This window comes from Ruegeria marisrubri (assembly GCF_001507595.1).
Classification (GTDB): Bacteria; Pseudomonadota; Alphaproteobacteria; order Rhodobacterales; family Rhodobacteraceae; genus Ruegeria; species Ruegeria marisrubri.
Window position 1 is genome coordinate 147,133 of the sequence record NZ_LQBQ01000038.1, and the last position, 26,049, is coordinate 173,181.

24 protein-coding genes are annotated in these 26,049 nt (G+C 64.5%); 5 read left to right on the forward strand and 19 right to left on the reverse strand.

Annotated elements, in window-relative coordinates; all coding sequences use genetic code 11:
* Positions 1-3: 3 nt before the first annotated feature.
* Together nspC and speB are read left to right on the forward strand one after the other, a co-directional pair.
* Complete coding sequence (nspC, locus tag AVO45_RS18275) at positions 4-1,173, forward strand: carboxynorspermidine decarboxylase (protein ID WP_068349912.1); 1,170 nt, start codon at positions 4-6, stop codon at positions 1,171-1,173.
* Positions 1,170-2,012: an agmatinase gene (speB, locus tag AVO45_RS18280; protein WP_068349914.1), complete on the forward strand. Its 843-nt coding sequence runs from the start codon at positions 1,170-1,172 to the stop codon at positions 2,010-2,012. Before nspC ends, speB begins: the two co-directional genes overlap by 4 nt.
* Here speB and AVO45_RS18285 read toward each other — a convergent pair.
* Positions 2,009-2,599 carry an HD domain-containing protein gene (locus AVO45_RS18285; protein WP_068350019.1) on the reverse strand — a complete coding sequence of 197 codons (591 nt, stop codon included), beginning with the start codon at positions 2,597-2,599 and terminating at the stop codon, positions 2,009-2,011. The two genes, speB and AVO45_RS18285, sit on opposite strands and share 4 nt — an antisense overlap.
* 99 nt (positions 2,600-2,698) lie before the next feature.
* Between AVO45_RS18285 and AVO45_RS18290 the strand changes: the two genes are divergently transcribed.
* Entirely contained in the window at positions 2,699-3,583 is an 885-nt protein-coding gene (locus tag AVO45_RS18290) for a LysR family transcriptional regulator (RefSeq protein ID WP_068349916.1), read from the forward strand.
* Here the strand turns inward: AVO45_RS18290 and AVO45_RS18295 are convergent.
* The 15 genes from AVO45_RS18295 to hemA form a co-directional block, all read right to left on the reverse strand.
* A complete protein-coding gene (locus AVO45_RS18295) occupies positions 3,577-5,733 on the reverse strand; it encodes a S8 family serine peptidase (protein WP_068349918.1) in 2,157 nt (718 codons plus the stop codon). The two genes, AVO45_RS18290 and AVO45_RS18295, sit on opposite strands and share 7 nt — an antisense overlap.
* A gap of 25 nt (positions 5,734-5,758) precedes the next feature.
* Complete coding sequence (locus AVO45_RS20140) at positions 5,759-7,051, reverse strand: phosphatase PAP2 family protein (RefSeq protein ID WP_068349921.1); 1,293 nt, start codon at positions 7,049-7,051, stop codon at positions 5,759-5,761.
* A gap of 40 nt (positions 7,052-7,091) precedes the next feature.
* On the reverse strand, positions 7,092-8,888 hold the full coding sequence (locus AVO45_RS18305; protein ID WP_068349923.1) for an adenylate/guanylate cyclase domain-containing protein: 1,797 nt from the start codon (positions 8,886-8,888) through the stop codon (positions 7,092-7,094).
* Between the two features lie 322 nt (positions 8,889-9,210).
* Positions 9,211-9,588 (reverse strand): c-type cytochrome, encoded by a 378-nt coding sequence (locus AVO45_RS18310; RefSeq protein WP_099045751.1) that lies wholly within the window; start codon positions 9,586-9,588, stop codon positions 9,211-9,213.
* Positions 9,589-9,607: 19 nt separating this feature from the next.
* Positions 9,608-10,510: an FAD:protein FMN transferase gene (locus tag AVO45_RS18315; RefSeq protein WP_068349925.1), complete on the reverse strand. Its 903-nt coding sequence runs from the start codon at positions 10,508-10,510 to the stop codon at positions 9,608-9,610.
* Positions 10,507-11,025, reverse strand: coding sequence for a nitrous oxide reductase accessory protein NosL (locus tag AVO45_RS18320; RefSeq protein WP_068349926.1), 519 nt, complete (start codon positions 11,023-11,025; stop codon positions 10,507-10,509). The genes AVO45_RS18315 and AVO45_RS18320 overlap by 4 nt, the downstream gene beginning before the upstream one ends.
* A complete protein-coding gene (locus AVO45_RS18325; RefSeq protein ID WP_068349927.1) occupies positions 11,022-11,843 on the reverse strand; it encodes an ABC transporter permease in 822 nt (273 codons plus the stop codon). Before AVO45_RS18325 ends, AVO45_RS18320 begins: the two co-directional genes overlap by 4 nt.
* Positions 11,840-12,733, reverse strand: a complete 894-nt coding sequence (locus AVO45_RS18330; RefSeq protein WP_068349928.1) for an ABC transporter ATP-binding protein — start codon at positions 12,731-12,733, stop codon at positions 11,840-11,842. The genes AVO45_RS18325 and AVO45_RS18330 overlap by 4 nt, the downstream gene beginning before the upstream one ends.
* Positions 12,723-13,979 carry a nitrous oxide reductase family maturation protein NosD gene (locus AVO45_RS18335; protein WP_068349934.1) on the reverse strand — a complete coding sequence of 419 codons (1,257 nt, stop codon included), beginning with the start codon at positions 13,977-13,979 and terminating at the stop codon, positions 12,723-12,725. The genes AVO45_RS18330 and AVO45_RS18335 overlap by 11 nt, the downstream gene beginning before the upstream one ends.
* A gap of 3 nt (positions 13,980-13,982) precedes the next feature.
* Positions 13,983-15,890, reverse strand: coding sequence for a TAT-dependent nitrous-oxide reductase (gene nosZ, locus AVO45_RS18340; protein ID WP_068349936.1), 1,908 nt, complete (start codon positions 15,888-15,890; stop codon positions 13,983-13,985).
* Positions 15,891-15,904: 14 nt separating this feature from the next.
* On the reverse strand, positions 15,905-18,085 hold the full coding sequence (locus tag AVO45_RS18345) for a NosR/NirI family protein (RefSeq protein WP_068349938.1): 2,181 nt from the start codon (positions 18,083-18,085) through the stop codon (positions 15,905-15,907).
* Positions 18,076-18,498 (reverse strand): DUF2946 family protein, encoded by a 423-nt coding sequence (locus AVO45_RS18350; protein WP_240482174.1) that lies wholly within the window; start codon positions 18,496-18,498, stop codon positions 18,076-18,078. The genes AVO45_RS18345 and AVO45_RS18350 overlap by 10 nt, the downstream gene beginning before the upstream one ends.
* Positions 18,499-18,644: 146 nt before the next feature.
* The gene (locus AVO45_RS18355) at positions 18,645-19,295 is read right to left on the reverse strand and encodes a phosphoribosyltransferase (protein ID WP_068349940.1); all 651 of its coding nucleotides are present in this window, start codon (positions 19,293-19,295) and stop codon (positions 18,645-18,647) included.
* Between the two features lie 140 nt (positions 19,296-19,435).
* Positions 19,436-20,335, reverse strand: a complete 900-nt coding sequence (locus AVO45_RS18360) for a M48 family metalloprotease (RefSeq protein ID WP_068349941.1) — start codon at positions 20,333-20,335, stop codon at positions 19,436-19,438.
* Positions 20,336-20,494: 159 nt separating this feature from the next.
* Entirely contained in the window at positions 20,495-21,718 is a 1,224-nt protein-coding gene (hemA, locus tag AVO45_RS18365) for a 5-aminolevulinate synthase (protein WP_068349942.1), read from the reverse strand.
* A gap of 214 nt (positions 21,719-21,932) precedes the next feature.
* On the opposite strand from hemA, the gene AVO45_RS18370 reads away from it, so the two are divergent.
* Both AVO45_RS18370 and AVO45_RS18375 read left to right on the forward strand, forming a co-directional pair.
* Positions 21,933-22,637 (forward strand): Crp/Fnr family transcriptional regulator, encoded by a 705-nt coding sequence (locus AVO45_RS18370; protein WP_068350023.1) that lies wholly within the window; start codon positions 21,933-21,935, stop codon positions 22,635-22,637.
* Positions 22,634-23,197, forward strand: coding sequence for a DUF4202 domain-containing protein (locus AVO45_RS18375; RefSeq protein ID WP_068349943.1), 564 nt, complete (start codon positions 22,634-22,636; stop codon positions 23,195-23,197). The genes AVO45_RS18370 and AVO45_RS18375 overlap by 4 nt, the downstream gene beginning before the upstream one ends.
* A gap of 89 nt (positions 23,198-23,286) precedes the next feature.
* On the opposite strand, the gene AVO45_RS18380 is transcribed toward AVO45_RS18375, so the two are convergent.
* The 3 genes from AVO45_RS18380 to AVO45_RS18390 are packed head-to-tail and all read right to left on the reverse strand — an operon-like array spanning position 23,287 to position 26,047.
* The gene (locus AVO45_RS18380; protein ID WP_068349944.1) at positions 23,287-23,574 is read right to left on the reverse strand and encodes a cytochrome C oxidase subunit IV family protein; all 288 of its coding nucleotides are present in this window, start codon (positions 23,572-23,574) and stop codon (positions 23,287-23,289) included.
* A gap of 5 nt (positions 23,575-23,579) precedes the next feature.
* On the reverse strand, positions 23,580-24,128 hold the full coding sequence (locus AVO45_RS18385) for a cytochrome c oxidase subunit 3 (protein ID WP_068349948.1): 549 nt from the start codon (positions 24,126-24,128) through the stop codon (positions 23,580-23,582).
* Positions 24,125-26,047 (reverse strand): nitric oxide reductase activation protein NorD, encoded by a 1,923-nt coding sequence (locus tag AVO45_RS18390; RefSeq protein ID WP_068349949.1) that lies wholly within the window; start codon positions 26,045-26,047, stop codon positions 24,125-24,127. The genes AVO45_RS18385 and AVO45_RS18390 overlap by 4 nt, the downstream gene beginning before the upstream one ends.
* Positions 26,048-26,049: the final 2 nt, after the last annotated feature.

Genomic DNA, 26,049 nt, shown 5'->3' on the forward strand with positions numbered 1-26,049 from the left:
GACATGACTCAATTGATGCAGACGCAGGCCGGAGACGCCGGAGCCTTCCGCAAATTCGACCTGACCCGCGTCCCCTCCCCCTGCTTCGTCGTCGACGAAAAGGCTGTGGAACGGAACCTGGCGGTGCTGGCCGATATCGGGGACCGTTCCGGCGCGCATATCCTGTCGGCGCTCAAGGCCTTTTCGATGTTCGCGCTGGCGCCACTGGTGCGCCAGTATCTCGGCGGCACCTGCGCCAGCGGCATCTACGAGACCCGGCTGGGCCGCGAGGAATATGGCGGCGAGGTCGCGACCTTCTGCGCGGGCTACAAGGACACCGACATCGACGAGATTCTTGCCCTGTCAGACCACATCATCTTCAACAGCCCCGCGCAGAAAGACCGCTTTCTGGCCAAGGCTCAGGCCGCCGGGCGGCAGGTCGGGCTGCGCATCAACCCCGAGCATTCCGAAGGCGAGGTCGCGAAATACGACCCCTGCGCCCCCTGCTCGCGCCTCGGCACCCCGGTCAGCCAACTGGACGCCAAGGCGCTCCAGGGCGTGGACGGGCTGCACATGCACACGCTTTGCGAACAGGGGTTCGAACCGCTGGCGCGCACCTGGGCGGCGGTCGAGCCGAAACTCGCCCCCTTCCTGAACGGCCTGAAATGGCTCAATTTCGGCGGCGGCCACCACATCACCCGCAGCGACTATGACCGCGACGGGCTGGTGGACTTCATCAAGGCCATCCGCAAAAATTACGGCGTCGAGGTCTATCTGGAACCCGGCGAGGCGGTGGCGCTGGACGCGGGCATCCTGGTGGGCGAAATCCTCGACCTGCCGCACAACGGCATGGATCTGGCGATCACCGACATCTCGGCCACCTGCCACATGCCCGACGTGATCGAGGCCCCCTATCGCCCCGCGCTGATGGACGAGGCCGAAACCGGCCACACCTATCGTCTGGGCGGCCCCTCGTGCCTGGCGGGCGACGTGATCGGCGACTACACCTGGGCCGAGCCACTGCGGATCGGGCAGCGTTTTGCCTTCCTCGATCAGGCGCATTACTCGATGGTCAAGACCAACACGTTCAACGGCGTGCCACTGCCCACGATCGCCCTGTGGAACAGCGAAACCGACGCGCTGAAGATCATCAGGGAATTCGGCTACGACGACTTCAAAGAGAGGCTTTCATGAGCATTTTCCTCGACAGCGAACTGACCGAGGCCGAACGCAGCGAAGACGCCCGGTTCCGCGTGATCCCGGTGCCGCTGGAACGCACGGTCTCCTACGGCTCGGGCACGGCAAACGGCCCCGCCGCCATCATCGAGGCCAGCAATGAACTCGAACGCATCACGGGCCACGCGGAACCCTGCGTCGAGGGCATTTTCACCGAAGCCCCGTTGGATTGCGACGGCCCGCTGCCGGACGTCATGGAGCATCTGGCCCAGCGCACCCAAGCCGCCGTCCGCGCCGGCAAGGTGCCGGTCACGCTGGGCGGGGAACACTCGCTCAGCTATGGCGCGGTCATGGGCGTGGCGCGCGCCCTGGGCCAGCCCCTCGGCATCGTGCAGATCGACGCCCATGCCGACCTGCGCAACGCCTACCAGGGGGAAAGACACAGCCATGCCTCGGTCATGCACCTGCTGGCCGAAGAAGGCATACGACTGGCCCAGTTCGGTGTCCGCGCCTTTTGCGAGGAAGAGGCCCAGAGCCGCCTGCGCCACCACGTCTTCCACGTCGATGCCGAGGAACTGGTGACCGGCAACATCCACGCGGTCGACCTGCCCGAGGATTTCCCCGAACTGGTCTATGTCAGCTTTGACGTCGACGGGCTTGATCCGTCGCTGATGCCCGCCACCGGCACCCCGGTTCCGGGCGGGCTGGGATACTACCAGGCGCTGCATCTGGTCGAGCACGCCCTGAAGGGCCGCCGCTGCGTCGGCTTCGACGTGGTGGAACTGGCCCCCGACGGCAATGCGGCGTGGGATTTCACCGCCGCGCAGATCGTCTATCGCCTGATGGCCTCCTGCTAGTCCTCGGCAGTTTCGTTGAGCTCCATGTGCCCCTCGCCCTTGTTCAGGATGCGGCGCAACATGGGTTCGAAGAACTCGAGCGGCTTGGTCGGGTAATCCGGGTCAAACGCCTTCTGATCGTATTCATGGCAGAAATAGCGGCAGTCCTCCCAATAGGGGCTGTCGCGGTACTTGTCGCGCGCGTTCCGGTCTCCGCCCAGGAAATGGTTGTAGTAATAGCCCTGGAACACGCAGTGGTGTTTCAGGATCCAGTGCGTTTTTTCGCTGACATAGGGCTTCATCATCGCCGCAGCCAGCTCACCGTGGTTGTAGGGGGACAGGATGTCGCCCACGTCATGCACCAGCGCCGCGATCACGATTTCCTCGTCGGCGCCATCCTCGTAGGCGCGCGTCGCCGCCTGCAGGCAATGCTGGTAGCGGTTGATCGGATAGGGCGTCCATTCTTCGTCCAGTGACCGGATGGCGTCGAGAATACGGTCCGGCAGGGCGGCATTGTAGGCATCCTCATAGTCCATGACCGCAAGGAAATCCTCCTTGGTGGCGTTTTCGAAACTGGTCCAGGTGGGTTTGTGGCTTTTGTCCAGCATTGCGCGTCCCATGAATAATGTTGCGCGGTGACGATAACCGCTTTCAGGTTACACAAAAAATGAATTGATTTTATCGAACCGATGAAAAAATAGTTTCGAATGCAGATAAAGGCGCTTGAAACCTTCCTGTGCGTGGCCGAGTGCGGCGGCTTTCACGCGGCGGCCCGAAAGATGCACGTCACGCAAACCGCCGTCAGCGCGAGGATCCGCAGCATCGAAGAGGCCGTGGGCCACCCCCTGTTCACACGCGGCGCGGGCGGCACCAACCTGACCGAGTTCGGCCACCGATTTCGCCCCTATGCCGAACAGATGGTGTCGCTCTGGGCCTATGCCTCGCGCGAACTACCGGGGCAGAACCCCAGCCGGGTGTCGATCCGGCTTGGGGCGCAGCTCAGCATCTGGGATCCCCTGCTGGTCGATCTCGCCATCAGCCTCGAGGAGAATTTCGGGAAGCTCCTGCTGACACTGAACTACGACCACGACCTGAACATGATCGAGGCGGTCGGAACGCATGTGCTGGATGCGGCACTGACCCATGAACGCCCCCGCGACGGCCGCATCGTTTTCGAGGAGCTGGCACCCGAGCGTCTGATCCTTGTCGAAACGCCCGGGCCATCCGTGGACGGCGGAGAAACGCTGTTCGTCGATCTGGAGCTTGGCGAGCAATACCGCCAGCATGTCCGCGCCATCGCGCGCGCGGCAGAGGGGCAGGCGATTTTCCTGGGCAACTGCATGATGGCGCTGCGCTATCTGCTGCGGCGCGGCGGGCGGGGATATTTTCCCGACTACGTCGTGGCGCAACATCTGCGCTCTGACGAGTTGCGTCCGGTTCCCGGCGCGCCCGACCTGATGCTGCCGCTCTACCTCGTGTTTCACCCGGACATGTCCCGGCACGCGCAGTTCGACGAACTCCTGACCTGTTTGAACGCGCTGCGCAGCGCCCCCGATCCCGGTGCCGGAGCGGGGGCGCAAACCCGCTACTGAGCCGACCAGCGCAACTTGCCGAACAGGTTGGGCAGGCGCAGCCTGCCGCCGCCCGTCCGCCGCACCCGGGGCTTTCCGGGCGCAGGCGGATCATCGTCCAGCGCAAGTTGCGCGATGTCCTGCCGCGTCAGCGGTTGGTCCGGCGCTGCCGCCATGAGATCGGCCGCCTTGCGGGCGACCTGCGGCGCCGCCACGCTGGTTCCGTTGAGGGCCACCCGCGACCCGCTGCTGGACCCGGCGCTGAGAACTCCGCCCAGAACATCGCTGTCGTCACTCACGGCCGAGGCATCGGGCCCCGTTGGCCGTTGGTCGTTCAACGTGGGACCGCCGGCGGAATAGCCCGCCATCCTGCCGGTCGAGCGGACATAGCCGGCAATGACCGCCGGAGTGTCGCCGCTGGCGTATCCGCTGATCGTCCCGGCGCGGCGGACCGGACCGGCATGATCGTCCGGATCGTCGTCCAGTTCCTTACCGCCCGGTTCGGCGAACCGCCCGTAGCGGGGGTCGACGAGATAGGACTGCCGCCCGAATTCGGGAAAACCCGGCAGCCTCTCGTCCCGGCGCACCCACAGGTTCATTGTCAGATCCTCGATGCCATGCGGTTTCGAGAAACTCAGGTGCCAGGCCCCGGCGGGCGCCAACGGGCCAACATTCAGCGGGTGCCCGGTGCTCACGACCATCACCTCGAACAGCCCCGGCTCACCCGGATCATTCGGAGGTCTGTAACTGATGATCGCCAGATCCTCGTTGTTTTCCGTCAGCTTCGCCTGCATCGGTGCCGCGCCGGCCTGCACCGTGGCCGATCCTGCCGCACCCGGCGCCATCAGCGTCAGGCTCACCGCTCCATCGGGAACGGCGGGCAAGACCGGCATCCAGACCTGCAACATGGACGGGCTCAGATCGTCCGGTTGCACCTGCCAGTTGATCCGTTCCGTATCCTCGTCATCCGTCAGAATGAACTCGGCATGGCACCGGGACAGATTCCCATTGCCCGATGGCAGGGTCATCAATTGCGGACTGCCGAAATCCGCCGCCATTTGCGCCAGGGCGGTTTCGATCACCTGCTCGATCAACCCCCGGCCATTATGCGGACCGGCAAAATTGCCGAAACTGAAATTGATCACGATGGGTGGCTTCTTGCCGGTGCCGGTGATCTTGAACTGGCCCAGGCGGGCCGCAATGAAATCGAGAGCCCGCTCCAGCGGAACATCCAGCCGGTCCCCGGTCGGGTCATGAACGGCCCATCCCGGCAACTGAACGGCTATGATCTTGCGGTCCTTGCCCTGTTCGTCCTCTGCCGGGTAGCCCGCTGCCAGGCCGGTGACATGCGTTCCGTGCGACACCCGCTGCGCGCAGGGTTTCAGCACCGACCTGCCCCAGTCGATCAGGCCGATCTCCCGGTAGAATCCAGCCTCATCCAACAGGCCGTTCTGCATGTTCTGCTTCAACTTCTGCTCGATCTCGTTCTGCGTCCAGATACGGCCGAAACTGCTGGGCAGTTCCGCGTCCGGACTGGGCACGCCGTCCATGTCCCAGAAAAAGGCCACCCGGCTGACGTCCAGCTCGCCGGTCGGACCCTCGCGGCGGAACAGGTCGTGACCGATGGCGATGCCATAGTCGATCACGGCGACAAGCACGGTCTCGGGCCCGACCTTGACGGGTTTGGTGCCCGGCTCCAGCGGGGCGCCGATCGGCGAGGGCACGTCGGGGGTCACTGGGCCCGTGACCGACATCGAAAGAACGCCCAGAGCCGCTTCTCCGTCGGATTTGTTTGCCCTCTCGATGTATTTTCGCTGAACGAAGAACGTGACGAATGCCTGCGGTTCGTTGGCCCTGATGGCTTCGCTGTATTCTCCGGGGACGATCACGTTCTCCAGCAGGTCCTGCGCGTCAGCCAGGTCCAGCAACTCGTTGATCGTCCGGTTTCGGTCCGTATCCTCGTTGCGCGAGACTTCCACGACCGCCATCCACCACAGCGCGTCATAGTCCCGGTCGATCCTCGCCCGCAGCGCGTCGCCGTGCAGCCCGTCGTTTCCCTTCACAAATCCCAGGTTGGCAGCGGTAAAACGCTTCATCATGTTGACGCGAAACTCCAGTTCCGCATCCCGGACCAGTTCATCCGGCCCCATCTTTATCCAATCAAATGACATAACAATTACCCTCACAAAAACCGGATCAGAAATCCTTCCACTCGTCCGCCGCCTTGCCCCAGAGCCAGTGCAGCGGTTTCGACATCGCCTGAGTTTGATCGACACCCGTCAGAGCGGTTCTGGTCACCCAGTCCGCACTCGTCTTCTGCTCGGGGTTCTGGCCATTTGCCGGATCCCTCGGGTCGTAATAGGCGCGCCAGTCGAAATCGATATCGCCGACCTCGGTGCCGTCATCCATCGTGCGGAAATATTTCGTGCCGTCAAATTCCCAGCTCGCCTTGGGAAATTCGAAGTTGGCCGGATCACCGGCAGTCTCGACAAAGGTGCATCGATCTACGAAATACCGCCCCAATGTCAATCCGAGGACCGCACCAACGGCACTGTCCACGGGAAAGTGCACCCCGGCCACCGTCCGGTTGATGGCGATCCGGGCCGCCACGCGCATCAGCATTTCGCCCCAGAGCCCCTGGTCATAGGGGTTCTCTTTTGGGGGATCCACCTTGTTCGCCCTCAGCAGCAGCCACAGAACCCGCGCCATGGTGAACGCTTCGGTCGAATGCCCGCTGGGCAGAGCCCCATGTGTCGGCGTCCAGATCATCGGCTGGATCTGCGGCGAATATTCGATCGGCCGCTTGCAGGCGAGCGCGTATTTCAACCGCATCTCGACGAAATTCGCCAGCCAGTGCGCAGTCGCCAGCAGTTCGATCGTGTAGGGCGTGCGCGCCGGCTCGATGAAGGCGATGGCGCGCAGAAACTCGGTCGGAGTGCCAAGCTGAGACAGGATTTCGCCCATGCGATCCTGCCGCAGATCGGCATAGTTCGCCACCAGATCGAGTTGCTGCGCAAAAATCTTCTGTGTCGGTCGTTTCACAGCCACCAGAGGAACGTATTTCGCATCAGTCGAACCCGGCAGCGCCGCCTCCAGATGATAGACGCGTGCCCATCCGGGTTTCGTCGCATCCGCCGCATCCGGCTCGAAACCGAAACCGATGCGGCTGCCCAGTTCCAAGGCAAAGATGCTGCCGCGCACCGCGGGCGACAGCCGTTCCAGGTATTCGACGTCTTCCTGGCCGCTGGGGTCGACCGCAGAGCCGGAGACAGGGATCCAGGATCCGGCGATACCGTCACGACTGGTGATCAGCGCCGCCGAAACCAAGGGAGGGTCGACCGGGCCGCCTCCGAAGGCGCCAAAAGCCCCTGTGCCGCTGAAAGCGCCAAAAGCTCCAAATGCACCAAATGCGCCAAAAGCCCCGCTCGTTCCGAAAGCACCAAAGGCGCCAAAAGCCCCCTGTTGCGATTGGTTCGATTCAATTGCCATTCAAAGTCTCTCCTTATCAAAATTCGTTCAGTTCAATTCTTCAGTCCGGCACTCCTATCTCTCTCAAGGTGTCGGCAAAGGCCTGGCCAACGGGGAAATCCGCGCTGGGAGAATTCCGCAACCATCCACTGACGGTGAAACCGGGATTCGCCCTCAGGATTTTCGCGGCCGCGCCCCGGGCCTCGGCGTGATGCCCCATCCGCCACTCGGTCACCGCCAGCATCCTCAGCGAGGACATGTGCAGGCGGTTGAGGCGCAGCGAGCTCTTGATCAGTTCCAGGGCGCGTGGATAGTCCTCGGCCACCAGGCTGGCACTGCCCGCCAGGCATTGGAAAAAGAACCGATGCGGATCCCTCGGCGCCAGATGCAGGGCGCGCTCGGTATCCCGAACCGCTCGCTCCCCCTCGCCGCGAAAGGCATAAAGCGTGCCGCGCAGCGCGCGCCCCGCGGCCTCGTTCGGCGTGTATTCGAGGGCGCTGTCATATAGCTCCTCGGCCTCGGACAGGTTGTGCAGCAGGTTGGTCTGGACGAACCCTTCGGCGATCAGCGCCCCGCTGTTGGTCGGATCGAGGTCCAGGGCGCGATGCGTGTGGTTCAGCGCCAGCGCGGCCTCCTGCCTGGGGTCGGGGGACCATCCCTGAACGACCCGCAGAACGTGCCAGCGCGACTTCCACGACAACGGGACCGGCGTGTTCGGGATGCGCTCGATCAGCGCGTCCAGCAGATCTCCGGCCCGCGCGAAATCCGTGGGGGACAGGCGATGCATCAGGGCAACGGCCGCCATCAGGATCTCGTAGCTGTCCAGCGTCGGCACCGGGTGGGCCATGGCCCGCTTCATTTCCAGATCGAGAATGGCAAGGTGAATTCCACTGGCCACCTCGGAAAAGATCGAATTCTTCTGCAACAGGGCCGAGGCGTCGACCTCGAAGCGGTCCGACCAGATCACGCGGCCGGTCCGCGCCTCGGACAGGTTGAGATCCAGCAGGTGGCGCTGCTTTCCGACGGCACAGCTGCCCGAGAGCAGAAAATCGGCCTCCAAGGTCTCAGAAATCTGCGAGAGGGTGAATTTCTCCGGCGAGATCCCCATCGTCGAGAGGCGCGAGATCACGTTCATCTGGTGCGACCGCGAAAGGGCGGTAATGATGTCTTCGGTCAGCAGGTCGCGCCAGACATGCGCCTCGCCATTCCGCTCGATCACCAGCGGCAGCACCGCGATCGTCGGCAACAGATCCTCGGGCGCCAGCAGGGGCGCCACGCGCGGGAACTCGTGCGGCGCCACCACCCGGAACGTGTGGACCGGCTGTGGCACGTTCTTGAGGAAGACCGGCCCGACATCCTCGAACTCGGCATCGACACTATTGGCCAGCGCATCGCGGACGCTGGCCGAAGCCATGATTTCGCCGGGCATCGTCGCGTCCGCCAGCCTTGCGGCGATGTTGACATCCCGCCCATAAAGGTCGGCATCAAGGCTGCGCAGAACCTCTCCGGCATGTATCCCGATCCGGATATCCATTCCCTGCGCGGCAGGGTCGCTCTGGTTCACGGCGGCGAGGCGGCTGCGCATCTGCAGTGCTGTCTGTACCGCCTCACAAGCGTCGCCGAATTCCATCATCACACCGTCGCCCAGGCGCTTGACGACCCGACCCGTCTTGCTGCGCCCGACCTCGGTCTCGACGGAGTCCACGAAGCCAAGCCAGCGGCGCACCGTGCCTTCTTCGTCACTTTCGATCAGGCGAACCGAATCCACGACATCCGCAAACACCACCGTCTTGGATGACCGCTGCAATGCCTGGCCTTCCCAGGCCAAGGGTTCCTTGGTCGAGATCGTGCCGACCATGAGTGGCACCCCACCAATCGCTTAAACCAGTTCAATCAAGTTCCCATTATACACAACTGCGCGCATATTTCGCATTTTGTTCGCATCAATCGGCATCAATCTTGCCACGCCGGCAGAAGATTCCGTCAGCAGGGAAGGATCGACGAAATAGAAAAGCTCGGGCGGACCGCGACTCTGAACGCCCTGCGTTTCAAACGCCGGACGCGGCAGAAGGAGAATACAAAGCGGTTTCAGGCAGGTGGGCTGCCCTTTGGGCAGCGCGCCAATGGCATGGCCGGGGCAAAAAAGAACCCGGTCAGTTGAGACCGGGTTCCTCGTGTTTTCAGAAGCCTTTCAGATAGGCGATCACATCGGCCTGTTCGCTTTCCTTCTTGAGGCCGGCAAAGGACATCTTGGTGCCTTTCACGACGTCCTTGGGCTTGGCCAGGAACGCGGCAAGGGTTTCTTCATCCCAGACCAGACCACCTTCGGCGGCTTCCTTCATGGCGGGGGAATACTTGAACCCTTCGGCCTGGCCCGCAGCGGCGCCGACGATGCCGTTCAGCGCAGGGCCGACCTTGTTCTTGGCGCCTTCACCCACGGCATGGCAGGCCTTGCACTTCTTGAACACCTTCTCGCCCTTGGCGGCGTCGCCCTCGGCGAATGCAGGCAGTGCCAGCGAGGCGGCCAGCGCCGTGAGGATCAGCGAACGTTTGATCATGATGTTATTTCTCCGTCTTTCAGATCAACATTTCCAGTTTCGATCGGGGAAAACGACTCAGTACCAGAGCAATTTCTTCCCTTGGTATCAGACACAGCGCCGTGGACAAGCCATCCGCAATCGCAGCACTGGGCGCCGAGACGGAAATCGCCTGATGCAAAGGATTGCCGCCGCGCGGATCAAGGATATGTGCCTGCATCCCTCCAATCCTTGTCGCATCCGGCGCCGAGGTCGCAACGGCCCGGTCACGCAGGGTGATACGCTGCCGGATCGCCCCATCCGGCCCCAGCAGGCCAACCTGCCAGTCGCGGCCATCTGCGTGGCGGCCCAGCGCGGCGATCTCACCCATGTCGACCAGCACATCGGTCAGCCCGAACGACTTCAGCAGCCCGGAAATCCGGTCGGTAATCGCCCCCTGCGCAATCCCGTTCAGGGTCAGGCCCGAAAGCCCGGGCCGGGGCAGGAGGACTTCGTCAGGCTGGACGGAAACCCCCTGCCATCCCACGGCCCCTCGAGCCGCTTCGACCTCGTTCTCTGTGCCCCCCTGCGCCAGCGCCAGCCACAGCGGTTGCACGCTCGGGTCAAAGGCACCTTCGGTCGCGTCGTACAGGGCCGAGCACAGGCTCAGCACATCCAGCAGTTCCGGCGCGGGATCAGTCAGGCGTCCGTCGCGGTTCAGTGCGCTGAGTTGCGACTCGGGGCGATAGAGGCTGAAAATCAACTCCAGCCTTTCCAGTTCCGCCTCGACGGCCGCGATGATCGGGGCCGCCTCTGCATCGTCCAGCCCCTCGATGCGCAGGCTGGCCCCTGCGCCAAGGGCAACGCCACGCCACTGCGCGGATGGGGCGGCCACCGCTCCCGCGGGCAGGGCTGCGCAGGCGGCCGAGATGGACAGAAAGCGGCGACGTGAAAGCTGAGTCATGCCGGTGTCTCCAGGGTCAGGTCCAGATCAACGGGCCCAAGAACCGTTGCATCAGGAATATCCGAAAGTGGCACCGCAGCGCCACCGTACTTTTGTATGAAGGCTTCGGCCGCTGACGGCTCGGCAAAGGGCACCACCTCGGGCGCGCCCATGCCGCCCGCGACATTCGCCCCGACGACGAACACCGCGCCCTCGGCGGAAATCCAGTTCGAGATGCCCGGCGACTGCCAGCTGGGCGCGGTCCCCATGTCGCTGACATAGACGGCGGTGATCTCGGCATCGCGCTCGGGGCTCTTGAGATAGGCGAGCATGTCGCGCACCTGCGCAAAGAACAGAGGCGCCGGGTAACCTTCGAGGTGAATCTGCCCCTTGGGCCCGCCATGTTCGGCGACATTCATCTGGCAGAAATAGCTGAGCGCGGTCTCGGTCAGATCAACGGGCGCAGGGGGCGCGGCCGCCTGTTCCTCTTTGCAGGCAGTCAGGGCGACGAGTGCGATCAGGGCAATGCGTCTCATGGCTCGACCCTCCGGAACGCGGCGCGCGCCAGCACAAAGCCCAGCACCGGCCAGATCATCAGCGAGGCGGGTGCGGCCCATGCGGGCAGGGCCTGCGCCGCGCCGGTCATGCCCGAGGCCATCGCCACGCCTTCGGTCGCCGCGATGTTCCAGACACGGAATGCGTCGGCCGGGTTGGCTACCATCACCCACGGAAAGACGGATCGGGTGAAGGTGCCGCTCTGATCCATGACAACGGCCCCCAACAGCCCCAGGTCATAGAGAACGACAAAGACAAGCCAGAGCCCGGCCGACAGACCTGCCGCCGCCGTGGCGCCCCGTGCCAGGGCAGACAGCAGGTAACCCAGCGCCAGGAACACGGCGCCCAGGAGGATCGAAGTGAGAATGAGGCGCGCCAGCGCCATAAGACTTTCGGGGCCGGCACCACCAAACCAGGCGGCCACCGCCCCGGCCGTGCCGAAGCCGATGGTCATGGCAAAGGCCAGCGCGGCCAGATGCGCGGCAAATTTGCCCAACAGGATCTCACCACGGCCCGCCGGATAGGACAAGAGCAGCGCGAGGCTGCCGCGGTCGACGTCTCCGGCGATGGCATCAAAGGCCATCATCAGCGCCAGAAGCGGCGCGAGATAGACCGAAAGCGTGGTCATCGAGGCAACCGACACGGTCAGCATGTCAACGCCCAGCGTGCCGGTGGGCGCGCTGCCGGCAAAGGTCAGCGCCAAGGCGAACAGCACCATGATGAGCGTCGCCACAAGCAGCCAGCGGTTGCGACGCAGGATCAGCATTTCGGCGCGGGTTATGGCAAGAAATCGAGTCATTGAGCCGCCTCCCGTGCGTAGTGGCGATAAAGGTCTTCCAGCTTGGGCGGTGCCATTTCCAGATCGGCCACCGCCTCGCCCATGGCGGCGATGCGGCGCAGGGCCTCCATCTTTTCGGCGGGCGAGCACAGGATCTCGACCGAAGCGCCATTGACCCGGCGACCACCCAGTTTGGCGGCCAGCACGTCGGCGTTCTCGGTGGCGCGCACCCGCAGCTTGATCGGCAGCCCGGCCAGTTCCGACAGGTTGGCCAGCGTGTCGTCGGCTACCTTGACGCCCTTGCGCAGGATGGCGATGCGGTCGGTGCGGGCCTCGACCTCGGTCAGGGCGTGAGAGGCGATCAGCACTGCCGTCCCCTGCCCCGCCAGCTCGTCGATGATGGCATAAAGGTCCTGCCGCGAGATCGGGTCCAGCCCGCTGGTCGGCTCGTCCAGTAGCGCCACCTTCGGACTGCCAAGCAGCACCTGCGCCAGACCCAGACGCTGCCGCATCCCCTTGGAATAGGTGCCGATGCGCCGATCCAGCGCGTCGCTCAGGCCCACCCGATCAAGCAGGCCGGGAATGTCGGCCTTTTCGCCCGAGAGGCGGGCAAACAGCGTCAGTTGTTCGCGCCCGGTCAAGGCGGGGTGGAACGAGACCGCCTCGGGCAGATAGGCCGTGTCGCGCCGCGCCACGGCGCTGCCGGGAGCCGAGTCTCCGACACGGATCGTTCCGCCATCGACCGGGATCAGCCCGAGGATGGATTTGATGAGGGTCGACTTGCCCGCGCCGTTGTGACCCAGAAGCGCCACGCGCTCTCCGGGGGCAAGGGTCAGGTCCACATCGCTCAGAACGCGGGTCTTGCCGCGATCCTTGCAGACTTGCTGGATGGTCAGGGCCTTATCCGTCATGAGGCACCTTTTGCATTGCTGGGGGTTTGGGGGCTTTCATCATCGGGTTGCTGTCCACCACGCCACCCGGCAGCAGCGCCGGGAAGGCCGATTGCGACCAGCGCACCAGTTGCACGGCGGGCGAGCCGAGCAGCATCTTGGCTGCGGGTTGGGTCCACAGCACATGGTCCATGCTATCGTTGGGGCGATAGGGGGCGTCGGCGATGCCGTCGCCATCCACGTCATAGGCGGCAAAGTCGGACCAGTAATTGCCGCGACCGTCTTCCGACCACTCGACCCATTTGGTCGAGACGTATTTCACCTGTGTCCGGTTGCCGACGAAGGCGTTTCCGACGATGCGGTTGCCCTCGGACCCTGCGGTGAAGTGAATGCCGATACCGCAGCCCTCGAACCAGTTGTTGGTGAATTCGTTCTTGTTGGCATTGTAGAGGAAGGTGCATTTCTCTTTCGCGCCCTTCACCACGTTGCCCGAGATCACGCTTTCATTGGCATAGTTCAGCATGACCCCGTGTTCGCGGTCACCGATCGAGACGTTGTTCACCACCTTCACGTTGGTGGTGAACATCACCGCATAGCCCAGATCGTTGCCGATCGAGACGTTGTCCGAAACCTCGGAATCATCGGCATACATGTAGTGCACGGCAAAGCGCAGGTCCCGGAACAGGTTGTTCCTGAACGTGTTTTTCCTGGACGAATTCACGAAGATCCCGTCGCGGCCATACTGGATGTCGTTGTCCTCGACCACCGCGCCGGGCGCGTTCCAGACATAGACCCCGTTGCCGCGGATGTTCATGTGCCGGTCCTGCCGGCCCTCGATCCGGTTGCCCTTGACCAGGCTGTCCCGGGCGCCGTGGATGTCGACACCGTAAAGGTTGCCGATCAGCACGTTGTCGAGGATCCGCGGCGCAATCGCCGTCTTGGTCAGCTTGATGCCGCTGTCGATGTCCTCGTGATCCGAGCCCGAGCCGACCACCGTCAGACCCCGCACCGTGACGCCCTGCCCGGTGACGGTGATGACGCTGCCCTTGCCCTGTCCGTCGATCGTGGCCTGCCCCAGCCCGTCGATCGTGATGGGCCGGTCCAGAACCAGGCGCTCGGTGTAAACGCCGGGGCTCAGGCGGAGGGTGTCGCCCTCCTCCGCCTGAGCCAGTGTTTCGGTGATGGCCCCTGCCCGGTTTGGCACATCCCATTCCGCCGCCCAAAGGGACGAGCCGAACAGGAGCGGGATGAGCAGGAGCCAGCGCATGGGTTATGCCCCCTGCGGCTCGACCAGCATCCGGCCGCGCATTTCCATGTGCAGCGCGTGGCAGAACCACTGGCAGTAGAACCAGTGCACGCCCGGACGGTCGGCAGTGAAGGTGACCGAGGCGGTAGCCTGCGGCGCGATCTCGAAGGCGATGCCGAAGTTCGACAGGCAGAAGCCGTGGGTCACGTCGTCCACATCATCCAGGTTGGTGATGTAGATCGTCACCTCGTCGCCCTGCTTGACGGTGAACTTCTCCAAGCTGAAGGTCGGCGCGACCGAGGTCATGTAAACACGCACCTTGTTGCCGTCACGGATGGGTTCGTCGGCGCCATCTTCCAGCACCACGCCATCGGCCTCGGCTTGCTTGCGCGCATCTTCCCACATCGGGTCGTTGCGATCCCAGACGTTGACCGGGTTGACCTTGGACCGGTGAACGATGATCGAGTCATGCGGCTCGGCAAAGGTCGGGCCGTCGTGGACCACCTTCATCTTGTCGCCCGAGATATCGATCAACTGTTCGTTTTCCGGCTTCAGAGGACCAGTATTCAGGAAGCGGTCTTTCGAGAACTTGTTCATCGAAATCAGCCACTTGCCGTCGGCCTCTGCGGTCTCGCCCATCGAAGTCGAGTTGTGGCCCGGCTGATAGTGCACGTCCACCTTGTCGACGATGGGATCGACGTCCTCGCCCGCATACTGGCGGATGGCCGCGTCGATGTTCCACTTCACCACCTGGCTGTCCAGGAACAGCGTGGTATAGGCGTTGCCCTTGCCGTCGAACGCGGTGTGAAGCGGTCCAAGGCCCAGCTGCGGTTCGGCGACGACGGCCGAACGCGGATCGGCGTTTTCGCTGAACAGCGCGTCCACCTTTTCGACATCGATCACCGACACGGTCGGCGACAGCTTGCCGTTGATCATGATGTGCTTCTTGTCCGGCGCCGCGTTCACGCCATGCGGCGAGTTCGGGATCGGGATGTAGCGGGTATAGTTCTTGCCCGACTCCTTGCGGCCATCGACAACCTTGACGCCGTTCAGTTCCTGATAGTCGCCAGCGGCAATGCCCGCTTCGATTTCCTTCAGGTTGAAGACGACCACATGGTCCATCTCGCTCTCGGTCATCTCGGCCAGGTTCATGCCCATTTCCGAGTTGTACGAGGTCGAGAAGGCGTATTTGCCCTGATAGTCGCAGTCGGTGTTGTCGAGGTTGCCCGACACGATCACCTGCCAGGCGATCTCCATCGTGTCGCCGTCGATTGCGGTGAAGATGTTGACGTATTGCGACGGATCGTCCAGCACGCTGCCATCGTTGACCAGCGGCGCCTCGTGCTCGCCATTGGCAAAGACATAGCCGGTGCGCGGGTATTTCTGCGGACGCAGCCCGTGGATGTCATGCGCGTTCGGGATCTCGATGATCTTGTCGCATTTCATCACGTCGCAGCGCACGCGGGCCACGCGGGTGTTGGCCTTGTCGTTCATGAACAGGTAACGGCCGTCATAGGTGCCGTCGGTGAACGACATGTGCGGGTGGTGCAGGTCGCCGTTGTCATAGGTTTTCATGCCGCGCTTGGCCAGGAATTCCTTGGTTTCCGGCAGCAGGCCCTCGGTCAGCACCTTCAGCGACTCGTTGGTCTGGCCCCAGCCGGTGGCCGAGCAGCGGTTGAACACCGGCACCCGCATCAGCTCGCGCATCGAGGGCACGCCCAGGATACGCAGTTCGCCGGTCTGGCCCGAGGACCAGAAGCCGTAATATTCATCCAGTTCGCCGGGCTCAAGATGTTGCTTGGCGGCGGCGCTGGCCTCCTTCGCGGTCATCAGGGTCGAGCCCAGACCGGTCCCGGCCAGAACGGCGCCGGTTGCGGTGGCCCCCAACAGGCCGCGGCGGGTGACGTTCAGGTTCTTGTCGTGTTCCGACATGGTCGTTCCTCCTTTTAAGAAACGTTTTGCGGTTTGGCGTTCGGATGGTTCGCCGGTGGTTGTCCGAGAGGGGTCTTGACATTGACCGTTCCAGTCTTGGCCCGCCGTTTCATCTGGCGGATCACGACGGGGCATTTGCTCTCGGACTGGTACAGCACCTGACAATGCAGACAGGTGACGCATTCATTCGGGTTGATCTTGCCCGTGGGGTGGATGGCCTGGACCGGGCATTCGTTCCGGCAGGTCTGACAGGGATTGCCGCATTCGTTGTAGCGCTCGAGCCAGTCGAACATGCGGATCCTGGCGGGGATCGCCAGCGCGGCGCCCAGCGGGCACAGATAGCGGCAATAGAACCGTTCGATGAACAGGCCGATCACCAGCAGCGACACGGCGAAGACCACAAAGGGCCATTCGCGCACGAACTTGAGGATGATCGCAGTCTTGAACGGCTCGATCTCGGCATAGTGCTCGGCCAGCGGGATCGACACGATGCTCAGGCCGAACAGCGCCAGGAAGATAATGTACTTGATCGGCCAAAGGCGCTCGTTCAGGCCCCAGGGCAGGGTCCATTGCGGCACCTTCAGCGCGCGGGCGATCTTGTTGGTCAGTTCCTGCAGGGCGCCGAAGGGGCACAGCCAGCCGCAATAGGCCCCGCGCCCCCAGAACAGCAGCGCGGCGGCCACCGCGAACCACTGGATGAACACCAGCGGATCCAGCAAGAAGGCATCCCAGGTAAACCCGGTGCGCAGGCTGCCGACCAGGGCCATGATGTTCACCACGCTCAGCTGCGCGTTGGCGTACCAGCCGATGAAGAACAAGGTCATCGTCAGGAACCCGATGCGGAACCAGTAGAAGACCCGCGCGTTCATCGTGGCGTGGAACTGGAAGAAGAACGTGGCCGTCAGCACCAGCAACATGGCGCCCAGCACCCCGATCTCGACCGTGCGGTCCTTCCAGATCCGCTGCCACAGGGCCGATTTGGCCGCGGCCTCGCCGGTGGCGTCATCGACCACGGAGGGCGCGGGGGCCGCCGGAAGCAGGTACTGCTCGGGCAGCTTGTAGCCCAGATCGAAGGTCAGGAAGGTCTTTTCCACGGCACCCACGGCCCGCTGCACCAGCAGTTGCAGGCGGAACGGCGCGGTCGGATCGAACTCGGCATCGGCGGGGATCTTGAAGATGTCCAACTCGGTGAAGGTCGGCGCTCCCGGCGCGGCGACCTCGCCCAAACGGCGCTGCTGCCGGTCGAAGAACCGGACCGAGCTGTCACCCTGGATCAACTGAATGCGGTCGAAGATGCCGCCACGGACATAGCCCGAGCCCTTGAAGCTGTAGGCGCCGCGACCCAGAACCAGAATGGCATGCTCGCCTTCGTCCAGCCAATTCACCATGTTCTGGTACTCGGCCTCGCCCAACAGCGACTTACCGATCGACGGCACCGAGACCAGCGCCATGTGCATGTCGATGAAAGTGTCATCGGGCTCGCCGGGTTCAGGGCGCGCGATGGCGCGCGCATCGCCGGTGGCCTCGAAGGCCTCGTTGATCTGCCCGACATCCAGCGTCATGCGCCGAATGGACCCGTCGCCCGAAAGCGTTGCCCAGTCGTAGGTATCTGTTTTGGACATGTCGATCTCGCGCCGGGGTCCGGTTGCCTGAACCTGGGACAACCCGCCCAACCCAAGCGCGCGCGCCACCTTGAGGCCGCCGCGCACAAGGCTGTCGTCGATCACCATGATGGTGACGGTCGCGCCCGAGATGATGTCGAGATCATGTCCTTCGCCGCCGGTCTCAGCCTCGATCTTGAGATCCAGGCCGGCATAGCCCTCGGTCAGTTCGACCATGCGCGAATTGGGGATGCCGATCAGCACGATGGGCTCGGAATGCTTGACCAGTTTCACGCCGGTCAGCACCGCGTCGTCGTCGATGGCGGCGACAACGTGAATCGGTTTGCCGGAATAGCCGGTGGTGCCCACGAAATCGGATGTCAGAAAGGCCCAGGCGATGGTCTCGCCATCCTTCAGCACCGGGGCAACGGGCACGTCATCGCGCACCGGACCGACGGCATCGGCACCGGGCGCCAGTTCGGCGGGATCGATATCGGGCAGGAAGCTGGCCAGGCTGTCGGCCTGCGCCGTCAGTGCCGCCAGGCAGAATGCAAAGGAAATAATAAAAATATGGATTGCGCGCTTTACGACCACAGCGCACCTCCTGTTACCTGGGTTGACGCCGTGGACGCGCGCGGGGCGCGTTCGTTTCTATTTTGGGATGCGCACGGGGGGCCGCGGTTGTCGGGCCAGAACTGGGCCGGATTGTACGGTTTGTACACGTCCCGACCCTGCAATGTTCCGATTTGTACAACCTCTGGCCGGGCCAGTTCGGGCGCGGCGGCCATCAGAGCGGGGCCGCTCGCGGCGCAGAGAATGCAGCTTGCGCAGTCCGGGCAGGGCGCGGTGCCGTCAGAGTCGTCTTCGAGATCGACCTGAACCAGCACCGGCCCCGCTTCCGAGCAGATCTCCATCCACTCGCCCTCATCGGCGCTCGCCAGCGTCGGGAGGAACGATTGCAACAGCAACAGGAGGACGCCCACCACCCCGGCCAGCGTTTGGAACACGCGAGCAACTGGCAAGGTATGGGGACGGCAGGGACGCATGGAGACTCCACTCGGAAAGCTCTGAGGGAGTCCTAGCGGGTCGGCACGGGTAACTACTTGACTTAGGTCAGGTCCAAAAAGGATTTTTGTAAAGGCACCTAGCAGACTCAGGCCAGGGAATCCGCCTCGGCCAGCAGCCGGATGACCTCGGAATCGGGGGTCTGGGTGAAATCCACGTAATGCGCGCCGATGGCCCAGAAGGGTTCGGGCATTTGCAGGCAGACGATATCGTCCACATCGCCGCGCAGCTGCGCCAGCGAATCCCTGGCGGCGACGGGCACGGCCAGCACGATTCGGGCGGGGCCGCGCCGCTTCAGCGCCTTGAGCGAGGCGCGGACCGTGGCGCCCGTGGCGATGCCGTCATCGACGACGATGGCCGTTCTGCCCTGGATGGGCACGGATTTGCGATCCCCCAGATAGGCCCGGCGGCGGCGCTGTATCTCGAGCAGCTGCTGCTCGGCCAGTTGCGAGATCCTCTCTTGCGTCAGGTTGAAGGCGCGGGCGATCTCGGTGTTGATGACGATCTGGGGATCGTCGCCGTTGACGATGGCCGCCGCGGCCAGTTCGGGCTGCGAGGGCACCCCGATCTTGCGCACCATGATCAGGTCCAGCGGCGCCTTGAGCGCTCGGACGATCTCGATCGCGACGGGAACGCCCCCGCGCGGCAGCGCCAGAACCACCGGGTCTTCATAGCCTTTTTCAGAAAGCGCCGCGGCAAGCGCCTGCCCCGCGACACTGCGGTTTGCAAACTGTTCCATCGTCCTCGGCCCCTGTCGGCAAATGCGGGTTTCGGGAAGGTATGAAAGTTTAGCGCCAAATGGACTGCGACGCCAATCGGCAGGTTCAGAAGACCGGTTCGGGCGGGCGGAAAGGTCGGAACACGGCCGTCAGAGCCGCGTCAGTTGCCCTTTTTCACATAGGCATCCGGCACATGGCGCCGGACCGCCTCGAGCGCGCGGAACGCGTCGTCGCGCGACGAGGTGGCGACGACGATCGAATAGAGCCCGTCCTTGAGATTGTCGAAATCGTCGGTGTTGATCACCCGCACCGGCAGGCCCAAGGCCCGAAGCTCTTGCATCCGGGCCGAGGCCTGATCGGGCGCGCCATGCGGAACTGAGCCCGCGATCACCAGCCAGTCTCCGGCCGCCGGGGCGTCCTGCGGTTCGGCGCGGACCTGTGGGGTGTCACTGGGCGGGGGCGTGCCGACACGCCCGCCCGTCGCCTCGCGCCAGCCGACTGCCACAGCCTCGAGCCGGGCCTTGCGGCCCGGATGGGTGTCGCTGCCGGCCTCGGGCAGTTGCCTGAACAGCCATTGCGCATCTTCCAGGCTTCCGCCCAGCTTGCCCACCGCGAAACCGGCGAACCTGTCGGCCTCGAGTTCCGTCGGGGGCCGGCTGCCGCCCGCCTCGAGCGTGTGGCCGTTCAGGTGATGCGCGATCTCATGCCCCAGCAGGGCGACGGCCGCCCAGCGGTTGTTGGGAATCGTGTTCTGGATCCAGTCCTCGCTGTAGACGATCAGCCGTTCCTCGCCGTCGATCACGGCGGCGGCGTTGGGGACGTTGGCGGCAAAGATGGTGAAACGCGGCACGAGGCCCACCGTCGACATGATGTCGGCCACCATGTCCCGCGCCTGCTGGCTGGACGAGAAGGAATAGATCTCGCCCTCGAGAACGTCATCGGGCGCGAATGAGCAGATGTGGCTTTGGTTTGCGATCTCGAGCCGCGACTGCGCCTGTGCGCTGGTCGCACCCAGCAACAGGGGCAGGATGACCGCCCCGCACCAAAACCCGATTTTCATGATACCCCCGCCGATTGCCTGATGTGTCTGCCCGTGTTTCAGGCAGGTTCGGGCAAGGGGGATAAAAACTCAAGGAGATTTCGGGCGGCGGGCGCAGGACCCCGCGACAGGTTCAGGAGCCGCCATCGCTGGCGACCCCTGTTCTTCACGGGGAGGAAATCATTGCGCCGCGATGGGCATCCGGGCGATCTGGCACCGCTGCCAAAGGGCCGAGAGCGCGCCGACCAGGTGGTCGATATCCGCGTCGGTGTGCACCGGCGAGGGGGTGATGCGCAGACGCTCGGTGCCCTTGGGCACGGTGGGATAGTTGATCGGCTGGATGTAGATGCCGAACTCTTCCAGCAGCGTGTCCGAGATGAACTTGCACTTGACCGGGTCGCCCACCATCACCGGGATGATGTGGCTGGGGTTGGGCAGGTGCGGGATGCCCTCGGCGTCGAGACGGGCGCGCACCTGGGCCACGCGGGCCTGTTGCAGGTCGCGCTCTTCGCTGGATTGCTTGAGGTGCCGGATCGACGCCGCGGCCCCGGCGGCGATGGCCGGCGGCAGGGCGGTGGTGAAGATGAAGCCGCTGGCAAAGCTGCGCACGAAATCGCACAGCGCGGCCGAGGCGGCGATGTAGCCGCCCACCACGCCGAAGGCCTTGCCCAGCGTGCCCTCGATCACGGTCAGGCGGTCCATCAGCCCTTCGCGCTCGGCGATGCCGCCGCCGCGCGGGCCGTAGAGACCGACGGCATGGACCTCGTCGAGATAGGTCATGGCGCCGTATTTGTCGGCCAGGTCGCAGATTTCCTTGATCGGCGCGATGTCGCCATCCATCGAATAGACCGATTCGAAGGCGATCATCTTGGGCGCGTCCGGGTCGGCTGCGGCCAGTTTCGCCTCGAGATCCTGAAGATCGTTGTGCTTCCAGATCACCTTCTGCGCGCGCGAATGGCGGATGCCCTCGATCATCGAGGCGTGGTTCAGCGCGTCCGAGAACACGATCATGCCGGGGATCTTCGACGCCAGCGTTCCCAGCGCGGCCCAATTGGACACGTAGCCCGAGGTGAACAGAAGCGCGGCTTCCTTGCCGTGCAGGTCGGCCAGTTCCTGTTCCAGCAGCACGTGGTCATGGGTGGTGCCCGAGATGTTGCGGGTGCCGCCCGCGCCCGCGCCGCAGCGGTCGAGCGCGTCGTGCATGGCCGCGAGCACCTTGGGGTGCTGGCCCATGCCGAGATAGTCGTTCGAACACCAGATCCGCACGTCGCGCCGGATCTCGCCATCGGTCTGGCGCGCATTCGGGAAATTGCCGCAACGTCGTTGCAGGTCGATGAACACCCGGTAGTTCCCTTCTTCCCTCAGACCGTCGAGGCTTTGGGTGAAAAATCGCTCGTAGTCCATCACTTCTTCTCCCGGGAATACTGGCTTTGGGCTGACGCTAGGCCCCGGGTCGCTTGACTTGAATGACAAATGTCAAGTGTCATCGCGGGATTGACAGCAAGAGCGTCAAAAGGCAGGTGCGCACGATGACACTTTGGCATAGCTTGGGGCGGAACCGGGAATGCTCGAACGGCCGCAAAGAGCCGACACGGACGGAAAAAAAGGGGATGCCTTCGTGGCGCATGAAGCACAGAAATCGATAGCGCGGAACTCGCTGCTGATGCGGTCGCTGCCGGACCAGCATGTCGACAGCCTGCTGAGCCAGGCGGTCTGGTGCAAATACGAACGGGGAGAGACGCTGTTCCTGCAGGAGGAGAAGGCGCAGGCGATCCACGTCATGATCAGCGGCTGGGTCAAGCTGTACCGCATGGCTCCGACCGGCGCCGAGGCGGTGGTGAGCGTCTTTACCCGCGGCGAGAGTTTCGGTGAGGCGGTCGCCCTGCGCAACATGCCCTATCCGGTCTCGGCCGAGGCGGTCTCGACCTGCGAGGTCATGCACATCCCCAGCCGGGTCCTGGTCTCGCTGATGAAGGAAGAACCCGAGATCGGGATCTCGATACTGGCCTCGGCCTTCAACCATCTGCACTCGCTGGTGGCGCAGCTGGAGCAGCTCAAGGCGCAGACCGGGGCGCAGCGGGTGGCAGAGTTCCTGCTGGGCCTGTGCGACGCCGAGGACGGCGCCTGCGAGGTGACGCTGCCCTATGACAAGATGCTGATCGCGGGGCGTCTGGGCATGAAGCCCGAAAGCCTGAGCCGGGCCTTTTCGCGCCTGAAATCGGCCGGGGTGACGGTAAAGCGCAACCACGCCGAGATCGAGGATATCGACACCCTGCGCGACTATGCCGAAAGCGACCCGGCGGAGAACTGGAGCAAACCATGAGCGCACGGATGCAGGCGGTTCTGGACGCCATCGACGCGGCCAACGCGGCCGATCCCAATCTGGATGACGGGATGCCCGAGGCCCAGCTTTACGGCAAGCGGATGAGCGAGGAACTGAACCGGCTGTTCCCCGATGCCTCGGAAGTGCTGCAGATCGCGGCGCGCGGGCAGCATGTGGAACGCTGGAAGCTGAAGCGCTCGGAATACCCCGAAGGGCGCGCGGGATACCTGGCCTGGCGCAAGGCGCAGGGCGTGCATCACGCCGAGGTGGTCATGGCGATGATGGCCGAGGCGGGCTATGGCGCCGACGAGATCGAGTCGGCCGGGCGGATGCTGCGCAAGGAAGGCATCAAGCGCGACCCGGAGGTGCAGGCGCTGGAGGACGTGATCTGTTTCGTTTTCCTGAAATGGTATTTCGCGCCCTTCGCCGGCAAGCACTCGCCCGAAAAGATCCAGCGCATCGTGGAAAAGACCGCCCGCAAGATGTCGCCCGAGGCGCGGGCGCGGGTGCTGCGCGAGTTCGACCTGCCCGAAGAACTGGCGGCGACGTTCCGGGTTTGAGGGCCGGGTCGGAGGGGCTCCCGCCCGGGCAGGGCGCATCTGCGATGCGCCGGTCCCGGTTGGGCCGGGCCGCGCCTGCGGCGCGGCGGTCACACCAGGTAAAGCGCGAAGACCAGGATCGAAAAGCCGGCCAGAACGATGGTGAAGCCGCGCAGCCAGGCGGGGCTGTCCGCCAGATCGAGATAGCGGGCAAGGATGACCCGCGCCTTGGCCAGTGCCAGCAGGAGTATCCCTCCGCCGACGATCTGGGGCGGCAGGGCCAGCCTGGTCAGCAAGGCCGAGGCGAAGCTGAGCGCCAGCAGGGCCAGCCAGGCGAAGGTGAGAAAGTCGGGGGGCCTCCGGCGGGAGTATTTGGAAAAAGATGAAGTGAGCGGCATGTCTGTCACCCCAGCAGGTAGATCACGGGGAACAGCATGATCCAGACCAGATCGACCATGTGCCAGAACTGCGCCCCGGCCTCGATGTTGCGGGGATCGTCCCGCCAGGCGACCAGCAGCAGGATGCCCGCCCCGGCCGCCACATGGGCGGCGTGGAACCCCGTGAGCAGGTAGTAGAACATGAAGAAGGGGTGGGTTTCATAGCTGATGCCCTGCGCCGCCTTGCCGGCATATTCGGCGCCCTTGATGACGAGGAACAGCACGCCCAGCGCCGCGGCGCCAATCAGGGCAAGACGCGCCGCCCCGCGACGGGCTGCGCGCCGCCAGTGCAGGGCCTGCGCGGCCAGAAAGCCCGAAGTAACCAGCACCGCGGTATTGAGCGCGGCGCCGGTGCGGTAGAGATGGGCCTGCGCCTCGGCAAATCCGGCCGGGTCGGTCAAGCGCACGCCCATGAAGGCGATGAGCCCGGCCCCGAAGACCAGCAGCTCGGAGACGATCAGCACCCACATCAGCAGCTCGCCGGGCAGCTCGTCGATGAGGGACGCGTCGCTCATGCGCCGACCAGCTGGCGGTAGATCTGCGGCAGCGCCATCGTCAGGCGGTTGGGTTCGGGGATGACGGCGAAACCGCCCTGCCCGAACATGCGCGGGAACCAGCTTTTGCCGGTCTTGTCGATGGTGACGCCAAAGACCGACTGCCCACTGCGGCGGGCCTCGCGGATCGCCATGCAGGTGTCCTCGATGCCGTGGCGGCCCTCGTAGTGGTCGAGGTCGTTGGGCTTGCCGTCGGTGATCACCAGCAGCAGCCTGCGCTTGCGCGACTGGCTGGCCAGGTCGGCCGAGGCATGGCGGATCGCGGCGCCGAGCCGGGTGTAGAAGCCGGGACGCAGCGAGGCGATGCGCTGTTCGACCGTGGCGGTCATCGGCTCGTCGAAGCCCTTGCATCGCTGGATGTAGACCCGGCTGCGCTTGAGCGACGAGAAGGCGTGGATGGCGAAATCGTCGCCGCAGGCGTTCAGGCCCCAGGCAAGTGCCGCCAGCGCCTCGCGTTCGATGTCGATCACGGCACGGCCCGACACGGCGCTTTCGGTGGAGCGGCTGACATCGAGCAGGATCGACACGGCCAGGTCGCGCGCCTCGGGGCGCGACTGCATCCAGACCCGCTCGGTTCCTTCGCCATTGGCAAGCCGGTCCACCTGCGCGCGCACGGCGGCCTCGACATCCAGCTGGTCGCCGTCCAGATGGCCGCGGGTCATCACCCGGCCCGGGCGCAGCGCCTCGAACTGGCGCTTGACGGCGCGGATGCGGCGGGCGGTGGCCGGGTCCTTGGAGAACTCGGCGGCATCCTCGCGGATTTCGGCCTCGGACGTCAGGACATTGACGTGATCGGGCAGATACTGGCCCGTGCGCACGTCCCATTCGGGGTAAAGGATGCGGCCCGAGAGGCGCTCGCGGTCCACGTCCTCGGGGGCGAGGTCGAGGTGCAGCTTCAACCGCGTCGGCGGCGCCTTGGAGATCTGGCCCAGCCCGATCTCGTCCTGATCGTCAGCGGCCTTTTTCGCGTTGTCCGGGTCGTCATCGTCGATGCGCCGGTTGAGGTTGAGGAACTCGGCCCAGCTGAGGATGGCCTCGAACTTGTGCAGGATGAAGCTGTCGTTGCGCTCGGCCTGATCGGATTTGCGGCGGCGGGCGCGGTGGGTCTTTTCGCCGGATTCCTCGGGCGGGCCGTCGGTGTCGCGGCTTTCGGCCTCGTGATGTTCGGAAAAGGCCACGGCGCGCAGCTCGGGCCAGAGCGGCACCGGGCGGAAGGGCTGGTAGCCGCGTGGCGCCTTGAGATCATCGCCAAGGGTTTGAAGCTGCTCCGCCTCGGGCGGAAGCGGCGCGGGGTCGCCCAGCATTTGGCGGATCAGGGCCTCGACCGCCGCCTCGGTTCCGGGCAGGTTCGGCACGTTGCGCTGGTGCAGAAAGCCCTTGCACAGCTCGGTATAGAGCGGGCGCAGGCCGGGCGCGTCCTCGAGGGTCGCGTCAACCATGGCCTGCGCCGCCTGAAGGGCACGCAGATCGGCCCGGAGGGGGTCGGACTCGTCGATCCGTGTGCCTGCATGTGCCGCCGCGGCGGCGAGCCAGACATAGAGCGCGCCGTTGGCCTCGCGGACGGGGTAGACGGCCAGCCGGTCGGGCAGCCGCAGCACTTCGCCGTCGAAGGAGGCGCGCGGCGCCAGTTCGACCTCGGTGCCCAGGCGGCGGCGCCAGCTCAGCCGGTGGTGGGAAACCTCGGGCGAGACCGGGCGCAGTTCCACGCCCGGACTGCCCCCGAGGCCCCGGAAAAGGACTGCCAGCCGCCCGCCGACCTGCGCGAGGTCGACTGCGGCTCCTTCATGCGCCTCGGGCGCATCCAGGCGGCTGGCAAGGTTGTGCCACAGTTTCCCGATGGTTTCTTCGGGTTCCCATGGCTCAAAGTCGATCCTGACCATCG

Excerpts from the sequence above, each read along its gene's own strand:
- AVO45_RS18385 (WP_068349948.1), bottom strand. The coding sequence starts at position 24,128 with ATGAGCGACGCGTCCCTCATCGACGAGCTGCCCGGCGAGCTGCTGATG.
- AVO45_RS18285 (WP_068350019.1), bottom strand. The coding sequence starts at position 2,599 with ATGCTGGACAAAAGCCACAAACCCACCTGGACCAGTTTCGAAAACGCC.
- AVO45_RS18375 (WP_068349943.1), top strand. The coding sequence starts at position 22,634 with ATGAGCGCACGGATGCAGGCGGTTCTGGACGCCATCGACGCGGCCAAC.
- AVO45_RS18335 (WP_068349934.1), bottom strand. The coding sequence starts at position 13,979 with ATGCGCTGGCTCCTGCTCATCCCGCTCCTGTTCGGCTCGTCCCTTTGG.
- AVO45_RS20140 (WP_068349921.1), bottom strand. The coding sequence starts at position 7,051 with ATGGCAATTGAATCGAACCAATCGCAACAGGGGGCTTTTGGCGCCTTT.
- hemA (WP_068349942.1), bottom strand. The coding sequence starts at position 21,718 with ATGGACTACGAGCGATTTTTCACCCAAAGCCTCGACGGTCTGAGGGAA.
- AVO45_RS18380 (WP_068349944.1), bottom strand. The coding sequence starts at position 23,574 with ATGCCGCTCACTTCATCTTTTTCCAAATACTCCCGCCGGAGGCCCCCC.
- AVO45_RS18305 (WP_068349923.1), bottom strand. The coding sequence starts at position 8,888 with ATGGTCGGCACGATCTCGACCAAGGAACCCTTGGCCTGGGAAGGCCAG.
- AVO45_RS18295 (WP_068349918.1), bottom strand. The coding sequence starts at position 5,733 with ATGTCATTTGATTGGATAAAGATGGGGCCGGATGAACTGGTCCGGGAT.
- AVO45_RS18390 (WP_068349949.1), bottom strand. The coding sequence starts at position 26,047 with ATGGTCAGGATCGACTTTGAGCCATGGGAACCCGAAGAAACCATCGGG.
- AVO45_RS18355 (WP_068349940.1), bottom strand. The coding sequence starts at position 19,295 with ATGGAACAGTTTGCAAACCGCAGTGTCGCGGGGCAGGCGCTTGCCGCG.
- nosZ (WP_068349936.1), bottom strand. The coding sequence starts at position 15,890 with ATGTCGGAACACGACAAGAACCTGAACGTCACCCGCCGCGGCCTGTTG.
- AVO45_RS18315 (WP_068349925.1), bottom strand. The coding sequence starts at position 10,510 with ATGACTCAGCTTTCACGTCGCCGCTTTCTGTCCATCTCGGCCGCCTGC.
- AVO45_RS18310 (WP_099045751.1), bottom strand. The coding sequence starts at position 9,588 with ATGATCAAACGTTCGCTGATCCTCACGGCGCTGGCCGCCTCGCTGGCA.
- nspC (WP_068349912.1), top strand. The coding sequence starts at position 4 with ATGACTCAATTGATGCAGACGCAGGCCGGAGACGCCGGAGCCTTCCGC.
- AVO45_RS18330 (WP_068349928.1), bottom strand. The coding sequence starts at position 12,733 with ATGACGGATAAGGCCCTGACCATCCAGCAAGTCTGCAAGGATCGCGGC.
- speB (WP_068349914.1), top strand. The coding sequence starts at position 1,170 with ATGAGCATTTTCCTCGACAGCGAACTGACCGAGGCCGAACGCAGCGAA.
- AVO45_RS18320 (WP_068349926.1), bottom strand. The coding sequence starts at position 11,025 with ATGAGACGCATTGCCCTGATCGCACTCGTCGCCCTGACTGCCTGCAAA.
- AVO45_RS18325 (WP_068349927.1), bottom strand. The coding sequence starts at position 11,843 with ATGACTCGATTTCTTGCCATAACCCGCGCCGAAATGCTGATCCTGCGT.
- AVO45_RS18360 (WP_068349941.1), bottom strand. The coding sequence starts at position 20,335 with ATGAAAATCGGGTTTTGGTGCGGGGCGGTCATCCTGCCCCTGTTGCTG.
- AVO45_RS18290 (WP_068349916.1), top strand. The coding sequence starts at position 2,699 with ATGCAGATAAAGGCGCTTGAAACCTTCCTGTGCGTGGCCGAGTGCGGC.